Source organism: Pseudomonas sp. SST3 (assembly GCF_003325755.1).
The window spans coordinates 1-14,503 of sequence record NZ_QORI02000041.1; the positions used below are offsets into that span (position 1 = coordinate 1).

The 14,503-nt window shown below is 59.2% G+C and carries 9 protein-coding genes and 1 pseudogene; 9 read left to right on the plus strand and 1 reads right to left on the minus strand.

Annotation, left to right across the window (positions count from 1 at the left end; genetic code table 11):
- Nucleotides 1–19: 19 nt before the first annotated feature.
- From pilO to hemE, 9 genes and pseudogenes are all read left to right on the plus strand, one after another.
- Nucleotides 20–643: a type 4a pilus biogenesis protein PilO gene (gene pilO / locus DQ405_RS22255; RefSeq protein ID WP_168426175.1), complete on the plus strand. Its 624-nt coding sequence runs from the start codon at nucleotides 20–22 to the stop codon at nucleotides 641–643.
- The gene (gene pilP / locus DQ405_RS22260) at nucleotides 640–1,167 is read left to right on the plus strand and encodes a type 4a pilus biogenesis lipoprotein PilP (RefSeq protein WP_168426176.1); all 528 of its coding nucleotides are present in this window, start codon (nucleotides 640–642) and stop codon (nucleotides 1,165–1,167) included. Before pilO ends, pilP begins: the two co-directional genes overlap by 4 nt.
- 51 nt (nucleotides 1,168–1,218) lie before the next feature.
- Nucleotides 1,219–3,330 carry a type IV pilus secretin PilQ gene (gene pilQ, locus DQ405_RS22265; protein WP_168426177.1) on the plus strand — a complete coding sequence of 704 codons (2,112 nt, stop codon included), beginning with the start codon at nucleotides 1,219–1,221 and terminating at the stop codon, nucleotides 3,328–3,330.
- 5 nt (nucleotides 3,331–3,335) lie between these two features.
- Nucleotides 3,336–3,881: a shikimate kinase AroK gene (gene aroK / locus DQ405_RS22270; RefSeq protein WP_168426183.1), complete on the plus strand. Its 546-nt coding sequence runs from the start codon at nucleotides 3,336–3,338 to the stop codon at nucleotides 3,879–3,881.
- Nucleotides 3,882–3,905: 24 nt separating this feature from the next.
- Nucleotides 3,906–5,009 carry a 3-dehydroquinate synthase gene (gene aroB / locus DQ405_RS22275; protein WP_168426178.1) on the plus strand — a complete coding sequence of 368 codons (1,104 nt, stop codon included), beginning with the start codon at nucleotides 3,906–3,908 and terminating at the stop codon, nucleotides 5,007–5,009.
- Between the two features lie 9 nt (nucleotides 5,010–5,018).
- Nucleotides 5,019–6,506: an SPOR domain-containing protein gene (locus DQ405_RS22280; protein WP_168426179.1), complete on the plus strand. Its 1,488-nt coding sequence runs from the start codon at nucleotides 5,019–5,021 to the stop codon at nucleotides 6,504–6,506.
- Nucleotides 6,507–6,679: 173 nt separating this feature from the next.
- Nucleotides 6,680–11,151, plus strand: a pseudogene (gene gltB, locus DQ405_RS22285) (glutamate synthase large subunit).
- Between the two features lie 110 nt (nucleotides 11,152–11,261).
- Nucleotides 11,262–12,680 (plus strand): FAD-dependent oxidoreductase, encoded by a 1,419-nt coding sequence (locus DQ405_RS22290; RefSeq protein WP_168426180.1) that lies wholly within the window; start codon nucleotides 11,262–11,264, stop codon nucleotides 12,678–12,680.
- 198 nt (nucleotides 12,681–12,878) lie between these two features.
- Nucleotides 12,879–13,943: a uroporphyrinogen decarboxylase gene (gene hemE, locus DQ405_RS22295; protein WP_168426181.1), complete on the plus strand. Its 1,065-nt coding sequence runs from the start codon at nucleotides 12,879–12,881 to the stop codon at nucleotides 13,941–13,943.
- A gap of 47 nt (nucleotides 13,944–13,990) precedes the next feature.
- Here the strand turns inward: hemE and DQ405_RS22300 are convergent, their stop codons facing one another.
- Nucleotides 13,991–14,284: a hypothetical protein gene (locus DQ405_RS22300; RefSeq protein ID WP_168426182.1), complete on the minus strand. Its 294-nt coding sequence runs from the start codon at nucleotides 14,282–14,284 to the stop codon at nucleotides 13,991–13,993.
- Nucleotides 14,285–14,503 lie beyond the last annotated feature (219 nt).

Sequence of the window (14,503 nt, forward strand, 5' to 3'; positions counted from 1 at the left end):
CTGCTGAGGGAGATAGGCCATGAGTCTGGCGAGCTCCATGGAGAGCCTCCGTAGTGTAGATCTATCCGATCTGGACATGAACAACCTGGGCTCCTGGCCCGCAGCAGTGAAGGTTATCGCTGCGATATTGCTAATGGTTTTGGTCCTTGGTGGCGGGTACTACTTCTATCTCAGCGATATGCAGGCCAGTCTCGACCAGCAAAGGGCGCAGGAGGAAACGCTGAAGCAGCAGTTCTCCACGAAGGCGTTCCAGGCTGCGAACCTTGAAGCCTACAAGGAGCAAATGGTCGAAATGGAAGCGTCGTTTGGCGCCTTGCTGCGTCAATTACCTAGCGACACCGAAGTTCCAGGCCTGCTTGAGGACATCACCCATACCGGTCTGGGTAGTGGGCTGGAGTTCGAGGAAATCAAACTGCAGCCAGAAGTGACCCAGCAGTTTTACATCGAACTGCCGATACAGATCAAAGTGGTTGGTGGCTATCACGACCTCGCGACTTTTGTCAGTGGCGTAGCGAGCTTGCCGCGGATCGTCACCCTGCACGATTTCGAAATAAAGCCCCACAGCAAAGAGTCATCTTCAAAATTGCACATGAGCATCTTGGCGAAGACCTATCGCTATAACGACAAGGGGCTGCAGAAATGAACGGAGCCCGACTTATCGCGCTGGGCCTGGGGCTCGTGTTGCTGACAGGATGCGGCGCAAGCGGAGATTTCGAGGACTTACGCGCGTACATGACTGAAGTACGAGCCAAGCCAAAAGGGACGATTGAGCCGTTGCCGGCATTTCTTCCGTATGAAGCTTTTACCTACAGTGCTGCGTCGCTGCGCCATCCGTTTCAGCCGCCGATGAAGATCGATCTGACTCAGCGGCAGAAGGGGTCGAAAGACATTCGCCCCGACGAGACGCGCATCAAGCAGTTTCTCGAGGAATTCAACATCGAAAACTTCGTCATGGTCGGCACGCTGACCAATGGCGGGGGTACGTACGCCTTGATCAAAGGTGGTGACGGGGTTCACCGAGTCAAGGTCGGTGACTATCTGGGGCGCAACCATGGCCGTATCGTTGAGATCAGCGAGGCCGAGGTGGATGTGCTCGAAATCGTTCCGGACGGAGAGGGTGGGTGGCTTGAGCGCCCGCGTAGCCTGACCTTGAAAGAGCGTTCTTGAGTCATGGCAAAAATGGAAAACCTATACCGGTCTGCACAACGGAAGCCTTTTATGAATACCACATTCTCTCGTCTCGGTTTGTCGTTGCTGGCGGCGCTAATTTCGCCCGCTCTGCTAGCGGCAAATCTGAACTCGCTTGACGTCGCGTCGCTACCTGGTGACCGTGTTGAGTTGAAGCTGGCTTTCGACGAGCCGGTAGCGACTCCGCGCGGTTACACACTCGACCAACCAGCGCGCATCGCCCTTGATCTGCCAGGTGTATCGAGCAAGCTGGCTTCCAAGAATCACGAGCTTGGCGTAGGCAACGCGCGGAGTGTGACGGTGGTCGAGGCCCAAGGAAGAACTCGTCTCATCGTGAATCTTACGTCGCTGGTTCCTTATTCGACTCGTGTGGACGGCAATAATCTGTTCGTCGTGCTCGGCGAAAGCGGCGCATCGCCAGCTGCGGTCTCGGCAGCTCCGGTTGTGCCAGTGAGCCGGGCCGCGCCGGCCTCTGCCATGGCTGCGGACAAGGCGATCAGCAACATCGACTTTCGTCGCGGCGAAGACGGCGCCGGCAATGTGGTCATTACCCTGTCGGACCCATCGATCAGCCCGAGCATAGAAGAGCAGGGCGGCAAGATTCGCGTCTCATTCGCCAAGACCCAACTGCCGGAATCGCTCCGTGTTCGGCTGGACGTGCAGGACTTTGCCACTCCGGTTAAGTTCGTCGATTCGAGCAGCAAGGGCGATGGCGCGAGCATCGCTATCGAGCCCAGCGGACGTTATGACTATCTCGCCTACCAGACCGATGACAAGCTGACGATCAGCGTCAAGCCGCTTAGCGAAGCGGATGCCGAGAAGCGCAAGGCCGAGCATTTCACTTATTCTGGCGAAAAGCTGTCGCTGAACTTCCAGGACATTGATGTGCGCTCCGTTCTGCAGCTGATCGCAGACTTTACCGACCTCAATCTCGTGGCTAGCGATACCGTGCAGGGCAATATCACGCTGCGTTTGCAGAACGTGCCCTGGGATCAGGCGCTTGACCTCGTGCTTAAAACCAAGGGCCTCGATAAGCGTCAGGTTGGTAACGTACTGCTGGTTGCTCCGGCAGACGAGATCGCTGCGCGTGAGCGCCAGGAGCTTGAGGCCAAGCGTCAGATTGCCGAATTAGCGCCTCTGCGTCGTGAAGTCGTACAGGTCAATTACGCCAACGCATCTGATATTGCGAAGCTGTTTCAGTCGGTGACTGCGGTTGACGGACACTCCGATGAGCGGGGCTCTATTGCGGTTGATGACCGCACAAACAATATCATTGCCTATCAGACTCAGGAGCGTTTGGACGAACTTCGCCGCATCGTGGTTCAATTGGACATTCCGGTCAGGCAGGTGATGATTGAGGCACGGATTGTCGAGGCGAATGTTGACTATGACAAAGCGCTTGGGGTGCGCTGGGGCGGTAGCTACGTAGGGGATCAATGGAGTGCGTACGGAAAGGACGGCGCCAGGTCGGTTGACGATGATGGGGTCCTGAGGCTGCCGGGTACAGATACCGTCGGTAACTTCACGCTGGACGAGGGAGTGGCCCCGGTTCCATTTGTTGATATGGGCGTTCTCGGTAGCACATCGGGCTTTGGAATCGGATTTATTTCGGATCACGTCCTACTCGACCTTCAGCTTTCTGCAATGGAAAAGACCGGAAATGGGGAGGTCGTATCCCAGCCAAAAGTCATGACAGCAGATAAAGAGACAGCCAAGATTCTGAAAGGCACAGAAGTGCCGTATCAAGAGGCGAGCTCCAGCGGCGCGACCAGCACTTCGTTCAAGGAAGCGGCACTATCCCTTGAGGTAACCCCGCAAATCACGCCGGATAATCGAATTATCATGGATGTGAAAGTTACGAAGGATGCGCCAGATTTCCGAAACGCGATGAATGGGGTTCCTCCGATCGACAAGAACGAGGTCAATGCCAAGGTCTTGGTAAATGACGGAGAGACTGTTGTAATCGGTGGCGTGTTCTCGAACAGTCAATCTAGGAGCGTGGACAAAGTGCCATTCCTTGGTGATGTACCATACTTGGGCCGTTTGTTTCGTCGCGATGTTGTGACAGATGCTAAGTCCGAGCTGTTAGTATTCCTGACACCTAGAATCCTGAATCACCAGGCTATCGCAGTGAGTCGTTGATTTCGTTGGAAAACATCATTCTCGTAGGTCCGATGGGAGCCGGTAAGAGCACCATCGGACGCCTGCTCGCCAAGGAGCTTCGTCTTGCCTTTCGGGATTCCGACAAGGAGATCGAGCAGCGCACGGGTGCCAGCATCCCGCTGATATTCGATGTCGAGGGTGAACAGGGTTTTCGCGAGAGGGAACATGCCGCTATCGAAGCTCTGTGTCAGACGCGGGGCGTGGTGTTGGCAACGGGTGGTGGCGCGGTGCTCCGGCAAGATAATCGCCACCTGCTACGTGCTGGCGGTCGGGTGATCTACCTGTGCACTTCAGTCGAGCAGCAGCTTGACCGCACCTCCCGGGACCGCAATCGCCCGCTATTGCAAGCTCCTAACCCTCGCGAGATCCTGACCGGTCTGATGGCTGTGCGTGATCCGCTTTACCGTGAAATTGCGGATATCATCATCCAGACGGACGAACGCCCCCCGCGGCTGGTGGTGGTGGAAATCCTCGGCCAGCTTCAGTCCCTGGCCCCTCGTGAAAGCCTGGATCAATCTGCGCTATCCTAGCTCCCTTTGATCGTGAGGGGACCTATGCAGACTCTACATGTCGATCTCGGCGAGCGTAGCTATCCGATATTCATTGGCGAGCAGCTCCTCGATCGCGGTGAGCTGTTGTCCCGCCATATCCGCGGCAAACAGGTTGCGATCGTCACCAACGACACCGTTGCGCCTCTCTACCTAGAGCGGCTCTCGCGCAGCCTCGCCGACTATGCCATTACTCCGGTTGTGCTTCCCGATGGTGAAGCGCACAAGAACTGGCAGACGCTGCAGTTGATCTTCGATGCATTGCTGACGGCCAGGCATGACCGCAACACCACGATCATCGCGCTGGGCGGCGGTGTTATTGGCGATATGGCCGGTTTCGCCGCCGCCAGCTATCAGCGTGGCGTCGACTTCATCCAGATTCCAACGACCCTACTGTCTCAGGTGGACTCATCGGTGGGCGGCAAGACGGGCATTAACCATCCGCTCGGCAAGAACATGATCGGGGCGTTCTATCAGCCGCAGGCAGTGCTGATTGATACCGCTACGCTGGCAACATTGCCGGCTCGCGAGCTGTCCGCCGGCATGGCTGAGGTCATCAAGTACGGCCTGATCTGCGACGAGCCGTTCCTGGGATGGCTCGAAGATAACGTGGATAAGCTTCGCGGCTTGGAGCAGGCAGCGTTGACCGAAGCGATACGGCGTTCCTGTGCGGCAAAGTCAAGGGTCGTCGGTGCGGATGAGCGTGAATCAGGCATTCGTGCCACTCTGAATCTGGGTCATACATTCGGTCATGCCATCGAGACCCATCAGGGGTACGGCGTCTGGTTGCATGGCGAGGCGGTATCAGCGGGCACGGTCATGGCGCTTGAGATGTCGCATCGGCTCGGTTGGATCTCCGTCGAGGATCGAGACCGTGCGGTGCGCTTGCTGTCGCGTGCCGGCCTGCCGGTAGTGCCTCCAGCTGATATGCGTGCCGAGGATTTTCTGCAGCATATGGCAGTCGACAAGAAGGTCCTGAACGGGCAATTGCGGTTGGTGCTGCTCAAGCGGCTGGGCGAAGCTGTGATCACGAGCGATTTCCCGCGGGAGGCGCTGGAAGCCACATTGAACGCCAACTACGACGCGCTTTCGCAAGAATCAAGAACCTAAGAGATTTCCATGACCAGTTTGTCTGCTGACGATTCGTACCTGAACCACTATGGGTTCAGTCATGACCCCTTCGCTGCGCGCGTGCCTGGCTTCAAGTTTTTCCCGGCCCAACGTAAGCCGGTGCTTGGGCAGCTGCATCATCTGGCTCGCTATAGCCAGCTGCTGTTAGTGGTAACGGGACCCGAAGGAAGTGGCAAGACACTGGTGCGCCAGGCACTTGTTGCGAGCAGCAACAAGCAGGCCGTCCAGAGCGTGGTCATTTCACCGCAAGACACCATCGATTCGAATATCGTCCTGCAACAGATCGCGCAGGCGCTCGGTAGTCAGCATGCTGATTTTGAATCGATCATGGGACAAATCATTCAGTTGGCACTGACCGGGCAGGAGGTCTACCTGCTGGTTGATGATGCAGAGCGACTTACCGGCGCTGCGGTCGAAACGCTGTTGCGATTGGCCGAGGGCAATCCCGAGGGGCGACCGCATGTCTTCCTGTTCGGCGAGCAGGCATTGGTTGCCCGGCTGGAGGCGTTGGTCGAGGGTGAGGAGCGCTTTCACGTGATCGAGCTTCAGCCCTACGAGGAAGACGAGACGCGCGAATATCTGGCGTTGCGTCTCGAGGGTGCCGGGGCGGGGCTGGATTGCTTCAGCGAAGAGCAGATCCAGCGTATCCATGGGGATGCTGGCGGTTGGCCTGGTGCAATCAACCAGGCGGCTCGTGACGAGCTTCTCGATGCGATGCAGCACTCCAAAGGGCAGCGAAAGCCGAGTGGATGGAGTTTACCCTTGCCGATGAAGCACGTGTTGGCGTTGGCTGCGGTCGTTTGTATCGTTGTGATCGCGTTGCTTATGCGTAATTCCGATGATCAATCGGTGGTGCCGACCACCACCAGCTTGCCGCTTGATGTGAATGGAGCTGCAGCGGACAGGGACGGTGCGGTGGAAGAGTCTAGGCCGGACGTCAGCCAACCTCAGCTGGACCAGCCGATCATACGCGAACCCCTTGCGGCCGCCGGCAGCACAGAGCGGGATGAGCCGCCAGCGGAGGAGCCGACAATCGCCGTCGAACCGACACCCAGTGCCGTTCAAGCTCCCGCCGAAGCGGCAGCTCCCACTACAGCCCAGAGCCAGCCGGCTGAGCTCCGGCCCGTAACCGAGGAGTCCCAGAATCCGGTGCAGCAGGTTACCGAGAAGCCCGGCGCGGTTGCTTCGGCGGCAAGCTGGTACAGCAGTCAGCCCAAAACCAATTACCTGGTTCAGGTATTGGGGACGCGTACCCAGAGCAACGCCAAGGCGTTGGTTCAGCAGCATGGCGATAGCTTCCGGTACTTCGTCAAGCAGCACGAGGGCAAGCCGCTATACGTTGTCACCCTCGGGTCCTTTTCCACCCGTAGTGCTGCGCTGGAAGCCATCGAGGCGCTGCCGGCCTCGTTGAGGGCAGGCAAGCCTTGGGCGCGGAGTTTCGCTAGTGTGCAACAGGAGATTACGCAGGCTCGCTGATAATCGCCCCAAAAAAGTGCGTAATGCACTGTTTTGGGGCTTGCAAAAATAAATTGTGTCGTTCTACCGGGCTTTGTAAACTGCTCCCCCTTTTGCCCACGTGTATGACGGGGCGGTTCCGTGCGCCGTCAATAAGGGGTTGATTTACAACGCATTTAGCTGGTGGAGTGCCTATGAGAGCAGGTCTGTTTCGTCCTGAAGAGTTCAAGGATAACTGCGGCTTCGGTCTGATCGCCCACATGCAGGGCGAGGCAAGCCATCACCTGCTTCAGACCGCTATTCAATCGCTCACCTGCATGACTCACCGAGGCGGGATCAACGCCGACGGTAAGACCGGCGATGGCTGCGGGTTGTTGATGCAGAAGCCCGATGCGTTTCTGCGTGCCATGGCCAAGCAGCATTTCAATGCTGAACTACCGGCGCTATATGCCGTCGGCATGATCTTCCTCAGTCAGGACGCCGCCAAGGCCGACGCGGCTCGAACCAGCCTCAACGAACAGATTGCAGCCCAAGGGCTGACCCTGGTCGGCTGGCGCGAGGTGCCGGTCGACACAACCGTGCTCGGTCGCCTGGCGCTGGAGCGCCTGCCGCGCATCGAGCAGGTGTTCGTCTGTGCGGAAGGACTGTCCGAGCGCGAGTTCGGCATCAAGCTGTTCTTCGCTCGCCGCCGCGCCGAAGTCGCACTGGCTGGCGACAAGGAGTTCTATGTCTGCAGCCTCTCCGACAAGGACATCATCTATAAAGGTCTGATGATGCCGGCCGACCTGGCGCAGTTCTATCCCGATCTCGGCGACGAGCGTCTGGCGACCGCCATCTGCGTATTTCATCAGCGCTTCTCCACCAACACCATGCCGCAATGGCCGCTGGCCCAGCCGTTCCGCTTCCTTGCTCATAACGGTGAGATCAACACCATCACCGGGAACCGCAACTGGGCACAGGCGCGTCGGCTGAAGTTCGCCAACGAGCTGCTGCCGGACCTGGAAAGCCTCGATCCGCTGGTCAACCGGACCGGCTCTGACTCATCTAGCATGGATAATATGCTGGAGCTGCTGGTCACCGGCGGTATGGATCTGTTCCGCGGACTGCGCATGATCATTCCGCCGGCCTGGCAGAACGTCGAGACCATGGACCCGGATCTGCGGGCCTTCTACGAGTTCAACTCCATGCATATGGAGCCGTGGACTCCATGCATATGGAGCCGTGGGACGGTCCCGCCGGAGTGGTACTTACCGACGGCCGCCACGCGATCTGTCTGCTTGACCGCAACGGCTTGCGTCCGGCGCGCTGGGTGACCACCACTAACGGTTACATCACCCTGGCATCGGAAGTCGGCGTGTGGGATTACAAGCCCGAGGACGTCATTGCCAAAGGCCGCGTGGGGCCGGGCCAGATCCTGGCGGTGGATACCGAAACGGGTCAGGTGCTGCATACCGATGACATCGACAACCGCCTGAAATCCCAGCATCCATACAAGAAATGGTTGCGCCAGAATGCGCTGCGCATCCAGTCGACCCTGGACGATAACGACCATGGCTCGGCCTTTTACGATGCCGACCAGCTCAAGCAATACATGAAGATGTTCCAGGTCACCTTCGAGGAGCGTGACCAGGTGCTGCGGCCTCTCGCCGAGCAGGGTCAGGAAGCGGTCGGCTCCATGGGCGACGATACGCCAATGGCCGTGCTGTCGCGGCGCGTGCGTTCGCCATTCGATTACTTCCGCCAGCAGTTCGCGCAGGTCACCAATCCGCCGATCGACCCGCTGCGTGAATCCATCGTGATGTCGCTGGAAACCTGCCTGGGTGCCGAGCGGAATGTCTTCGAGGAAACCGCCGATCATGCCAACCGCGCGATTCTGACCACTCCGGTAATCTCTCCGGCCAAGTGGCGGACGATTATGGAGCTCGACCGTCCAGGCTTCGATCGCCAGCTGATCGACCTCAACTACGACGAATCCATTGGCCTCGAAGCTGCGGTGCGCAGCATCGCTGACCAAGCCGAAGAAGCCGTGCGCAGCGGCAAGGTCATGCTAATCCTCAGCGATCGCCATATCGCGCCGGGCAAGCTGCCGGTACATGCGTCACTGGCCGTTGGCGCGGTGCATCATCGCCTGATCGAAACCGGCTTGCGCTGCGACTGCAACATTCTGGTGGAAACCGCCACTGCACGTGATCCGCATCACTTCGCGGTACTGATCGGTTTCGGCGCGACAGCGGTCTATCCGTTCCTCGCCTTCGAAGTGCTCGGCGATCTGATCCGCACAGGTGAGGTGCTGGGCGATCTCTACGAAGTGTTCAAGCACTACCGGAAGGGCATATCCAAGGGCCTGCTGAAGATCATCTCGAAGATGGGCATCTCGACCATCACCTCGTACCGTGGCGCCCAGCTGTTCGAAGCCGTGGGCCTGGCCGATGAAGTCGTCGACATCAGCTTCCGTGGCGTCGCCAGCCGTATCAAGGGCGCGCGTTTCAGTGATCTGGAAGCCGAGCAGAAGGCGCTCGCGGTAGAAGCGTGGAGCGCGCGCAAGCCGATCCAGCAGGGCGGCCTGCTGAAGTTCGTCTATGGTGGCGAATACCATGCCTATAACCCGGATGTGGTTGCGGCGCTGCAAGTGGCAGTGCAGGAAGGCGATTACAACCGCTTCAAGGAATACACCGCGTTGGTCGATCAGCGCCCTGCGGCGATGCTGCGCGACCTGCTCAAGCTCAAGGTGTCGGACCAACCGCTGGCGCTCGAGGAGGTCGAACCGCTCGAGCAGATACTCAAGCGCTTCGATTCGGCTGGCATTTCGCTCGGCGCGTTGTCGCCTGAAGCTCACGAGGCGATCGCCGAGGCGATGAACCGCATTGGTGCGCGCTCCAATTCGGGAGAGGGCGGCGAAGATCCGTCGCGCTACCGCACCGAGCGCAGTTCGAAGATCAAGCAGGTCGCGACGGGCCGTTTCGGTGTCACGCCAGAATATCTGGTCAATGCCGAAGTGCTGCAGATCAAGGTTGCCCAGGGCGCCAAGCCCGGCGAAGGTGGTCAGCTGCCGGGCGGTAAGGTCAACGGCCTGATCGCCAAGCTGCGCTATGCGGTACCGGGCGTCACCCTGATTTCACCGCCACCGCACCATGACATCTATTCGATCGAGGATTTGGCACAGCTGATCTTCGACCTCAAGCAGGTCAACCCGACTGCGCTGGTGTCGGTCAAGCTGGTGGCTGAGCCTGGCGTAGGTACCATTGCGGCGGGTGTTGCCAAGGCCTATGCGGATCTGATCACCATCTCCGGCTACGACGGCGGCACGGGTGCTTCGCCACTGACGTCGATCCGTTATGCCGGCTCGCCCTGGGAACTTGGCTTGGCCGAGACTCATCAGACCCTGCGCGGCAATGATCTGCGCGGCAAGGTACGGGTACAGACCGATGGTGGCCTCAAGACCGGCCTCGACGTGGTCAAGGCGGCGATCCTGGGCGCGGAAAGTTTCGGCTTCGGTACCGCACCGATGATTGCGCTGGGCTGCAAATACCTGCGCATTTGTCACCTTAACAACTGTGCCACCGGCGTCGCGACGCAGAACGACAAGCTGCGTAAGGACCACTTCATCGGCACGGTCGACATGGTGGTCAACTTCTTCTCCTTTGTCGCGGAAGAGACCCGTGAATGGCTGGCCAAGCTGGGTGTGCGCAGCCTGCAGGAGCTGATCGGGCGTACCGATCTGCTCGAGCTGCTTCCCGGCGACACATCCAAGCAGAACCATCTCGACCTGACGCCTCTGCTCGGCAGCGATCACATTCCGGCTGACAAGCCGCAGTTCTGCGAAGTGGCAAAGAATCCACCGTTCGACCAGGGCCTGCTGGCCGAAGAGATGGTCAAGCTCGCGCGAGCGGCCATCGATGCCAAGAGCGGCGGTGAATTCGAGCTGGAAATCTGCAACTGCGACCGTTCCATCGGTGCGCGTGTGTCAGGCGAGATCGCTCGGGTGCACGGCAACCAGGGCATGAAGAATGCACCAATCACGTTCCGCTTCAAGGGCACTGCTGGTCAGAGTTTCGGTGTCTGGAACGCTGGTGGCCTGCACTTGTATCTGGAAGGCGATGCCAACGACTACGTCGGCAAGGGTATGACCGGCGGAAAGTTGGTGATCACCCAGCCGAAGAGCAGCGTTTTCGAATCGCAGCATTCAGCCATCGTCGGCAATACCTGCCTGTATGGCGCCACCGGAGGTAAGTTGTTTGCCAGCGGCACCGCCGGTGAGCGCTTTGCTGTGCGTAACTCCGGTGCACACGCGGTCGTGGAAGGTACTGGCGATCATTGCTGCGAGTACATGACCGGCGGTTTCGTCTGCGTGCTTGGCAAGACCGGATACAACTTCGGTTCCGGTATGACCGGTGGGTTCGCCTACGTGCTGGATATGGATAACAGTTTCATCGATCGGGTGAACAACGAGCTGGTAAACCTGCAGCGTATTACAGGCGAGGCGATGGAAGCTCACCGTAGCCATCTGCAAGATGTACTGCACGAGTACGTCGCCGAGACCGGCAGCGCTTGGGGTGCGATGCTTCTGGAAGAGCTCGACGATTACCTTCGGCGCTTCTGGCTGGTCAAGCCGAAGGCGGCCAACCTGGCATCGTTGCTGTCGACCACTCGGGCCAACCCCCAATAAAAGCAGATTCAAGCGGCAAGCCTCGGCCCTGAGTCCGAGGCCCGCCCCGCTCCGTGATTGTCATGCAGCCAGCAGCCTTGTGCTTGCGGCTGCCGCTAAGAGGTTTTGAAATGACTGAACGTCTTAATAACGACTTCCAGTTCATCGAAGTCGGGCGCAAGGATCCGAAGAAGAAGCTGCTGCGCCAGCGCAAGAAAGAGTTCGTCGAGATTTATGAGCCCTTCAAGCCGCAGCAGGCTTGCGAGCAGGCCCATCGCTGCCTGGGTTGCGGCAACCCCTATTGCGAGTGGAAGTGCCCGGTTCATAACTACATTCCAAACTGGCTCAAGCTGGTTTCCGAGGGCAACATCCTTGCCGCTGCCGAACTGGCGCACCAGACCAATACCCTGCCGGAAGTCTGTGGACGAGTCTGTCCGCAGGATCGTCTGTGTGAGGGTGCCTGTACCCTCAATGATGGCTTCGGCGCGGTTACCATCGGTTCGGTGGAGAAATACATCGCCGATACCGCATTCGCGATGGGCTGGCGCCCCGACATGTCCAAGGTCAAGCCGACCGGGAAGAAGGTCGCGATCATTGGTGCCGGCCCTGCCGGTCTCGGCTGTGCCGATGTGCTGGTACGCAGCGGCGTTACCCCGGTGGTCTTTGACAAGAACCCCGAGATCGGTGGTCTGCTGACGTTCGGTATTCCCGAATTCAAGCTCGAAAAAAGCGTCCTCAGCCGCCGGCGCGAGATCTTCGGCGGGATGGGCATCGAGTTCCGCCTGAACACCGAGGTGGGCAAGGACATCAGCATCGAACAGCTGCTGGCCGACTACGATGCGGTGTTCATGGGCATGGGGACCTACACCTATATGAAGGGCGGCTTCCCCGGTGAAGATCTGCCTGGCGTACACGACGCGCTGGACTTCCTGATTGCCAACGTCAACCGCAACCTCGGCTTTGAGAAGTCGCCGGAAGATTTCGTCGACATGAAGGGCAAGAAGGTCGTAGTCCTCGGTGGCGGCGACACGGCGATGGACTGCAACCGCACTTCCATTCGTCAGGGCGCCAAGAGCGTGACCTGCGCCTACCGTCGCGACGCGGCAAACATGCCCGGTTCGCGCAAGGAAGTGAAGAATGCCAAGGAAGAGGGTGTGAAGTTCCTCTTCAACCGCCAGCCGATTGCCATTGTCGGCGAAGGCAAAGTCGAGGGCGTCAAGGTGGTCGAGACTCGTCTTGGCGCGCCGGATGCCCGCGGCCGTCGCAGCCCCGAGCCGATTCCCGGTTCCGAAGAAGTGCTGCCGGCCGATGCCGTGGTCATTGCGTTCGGTTTCCGTCCGAGCCCGGCCGACTGGTTCGAAGGGCAGAGCATCCAGACCGACAACCAGGGCCGTGTCATAGCGCCGGAGATGGGACAGTTCAAGCACCAGACCAGCAACCCGAAAATCTTTGCGGGCGGCGACATGGTGCGTGGCTCCGATTTGGTGGTGACGGCAATCTTCGAGGGCCGTCAGGCCGCGGAGGGTATCCTGGACTATCTTGAAGTCTGATTCGTAGGGGAGGCCACTTCATCGACCCACCGGGCAGCGCAAGGTGGATCTAAGAGGCGACATCCACCTTACGCTTGGCTTGCACAACGCCTAGCCGTCTGATCTGAATCAAGCCCATAGATAAAAGGCACGGCGCTCGCCGTGCCTTTTGTTTTCCGCTTTGCGACAATGCCGCCACTCTTTTGCTGGAACCCAGACATGACTGCCTTGAAGAACGATCGCTTCCTCCGCGCCCTGCTCAAGCAACCTGTCGACGTCACCCCGGTGTGGATGATGCGTCAGGCCGGACGCTACCTTCCGGAATATCGGGCCAGCCGCAGCAAGGCGGGCGACTTCATGAGCCTGTGCATGAACCCCGAGCTTGCCTGTGAGGTCACGCTGCAGCCGCTAGAGCGTTATCCGCTGGATGCCGCCATCCTGTTCTCGGACATCCTCACCGTGCCTGACGCCATGGGGCTGGGGCTGTACTTCGAGACTGGCGAAGGGCCGCGCTTCAAGAAAGTCGTCAGCAGCATGGCCGACATCGAGGCGCTGCCGATCCCGGATCCTGAGAAGGATCTGGGCTATGTCATGAACGCGGTGCGCACCATTCGCCGCGAGTTGAATGGCCGAGTCCCGTTGATCGGCTTCTCCGGCAGCCCCTGGACGCTGGCGACCTACATGGTCGAAGGCGGCTCCTCCAAGGATTTCCGCAAATCCAAGGCGATGCTCTACGAAAACCCGCAGGCCATGCATGCACTGCTCGGCAAGCTGGCGCAGTCGGTGACCAGCTACCTCAATGGGCAGATTCTAGCCGGTGCTCAAGCAGTGCAGATTTTCGACTCCTGGGGAGGCAGCCTGTCGGCAGCGGCGTATCAGGAATTCTCCCTGGCCTACATGCAGAAGATCGTCGACGGCCTGATTCGCGAGCACGACGGGCGCAGCGTGCCGGTGATTCTGTTCACCAAGGGCGGCGGCCTGTGGCTGGAATCCATGGCTGACACCGGAGCTGAAGCGCTGGGCCTCGACTGGACCTGCGATATTGGCAACGCGCGGGCGCGGGTCGGTGACAAGGTTGCGTTGCAGGGCAACATGGACCCCAGTGTGCTGTTTGCCAAGCCGGAGGCGATCCGTGCCGAGGTTGGCCGCATTCTCGCGAGTTTCGGTCAGGGTGAAGGTCACGTCTTCAACTTGGGCCATGGCATCACGCCAGAAGTCGATCCAGCCCACGCTGGCGCCTTCATCGAGTCGGTGCACGAGCTGTCGGCCAAGTATCACGGCTGAGTAAAGCGCCAGGAAAAGAAAGAGCCGCTTACCGCGGCTCTTTTCGTTTATGGCTGCTGGTAATGGCCGGGTGTGGTGCCCGGCTCATGTTCGTGGACCAGCTTGGTCACGCGGATATCGGTGATGCCGATGACCTCGGCCTGCTCCAGCAGCTTGGCTTCGTCGGCGTTCGCCTCCGGCATCACCAGGCTGTTCTCGGCATCACCGTTATGCAGTTCGATCAGATGCCGAGCGGCGCTGCCTTGGGACATGCGCTCCTCCTCAGACTCGATGATCTGAACGCGCGGGTCGTTCTGGAAGATGTAATTGACCTCAAACTTGTGCGACGACTTATCGAACATGAGCAGCTCCTAAAGGTGGTTAACAGGTTCTGCTCTGTTGACTCGTCGGTCAGTTCGTTCGTTCCCGTTCATGAGGATCACAAGGTAGCCGCCTGCTAGAGCAGGCGGTTGCTGTCGCCAACAGGCTTTTATTTGACAGTCGCCAGCTGGCCTCTGAGCGCCACGCCAGCAATAAGGCTTCCGGCATGGCATTCGTAGCGCATGGCATCGCTATGTACG

Coding starts and splice junctions, on each gene's coding strand:
- DQ405_RS22280 (WP_168426179.1), top strand. CDS start 5,019: ATGACCAGTTTGTCTGCTGACGATTCGTACCTGAACCACTATGGGTTC.
- pilO (WP_168426175.1), top strand. CDS start 20: ATGAGTCTGGCGAGCTCCATGGAGAGCCTCCGTAGTGTAGATCTATCC.
- DQ405_RS22290 (WP_168426180.1), top strand. CDS start 11,262: ATGACTGAACGTCTTAATAACGACTTCCAGTTCATCGAAGTCGGGCGC.
- DQ405_RS22300 (WP_168426182.1), bottom strand. CDS start 14,284: ATGTTCGATAAGTCGTCGCACAAGTTTGAGGTCAATTACATCTTCCAG.
- pilP (WP_168426176.1), top strand. CDS start 640: ATGAACGGAGCCCGACTTATCGCGCTGGGCCTGGGGCTCGTGTTGCTG.
- hemE (WP_168426181.1), top strand. CDS start 12,879: ATGACTGCCTTGAAGAACGATCGCTTCCTCCGCGCCCTGCTCAAGCAA.
- aroB (WP_168426178.1), top strand. CDS start 3,906: ATGCAGACTCTACATGTCGATCTCGGCGAGCGTAGCTATCCGATATTC.
- pilQ (WP_168426177.1), top strand. CDS start 1,219: ATGAATACCACATTCTCTCGTCTCGGTTTGTCGTTGCTGGCGGCGCTA.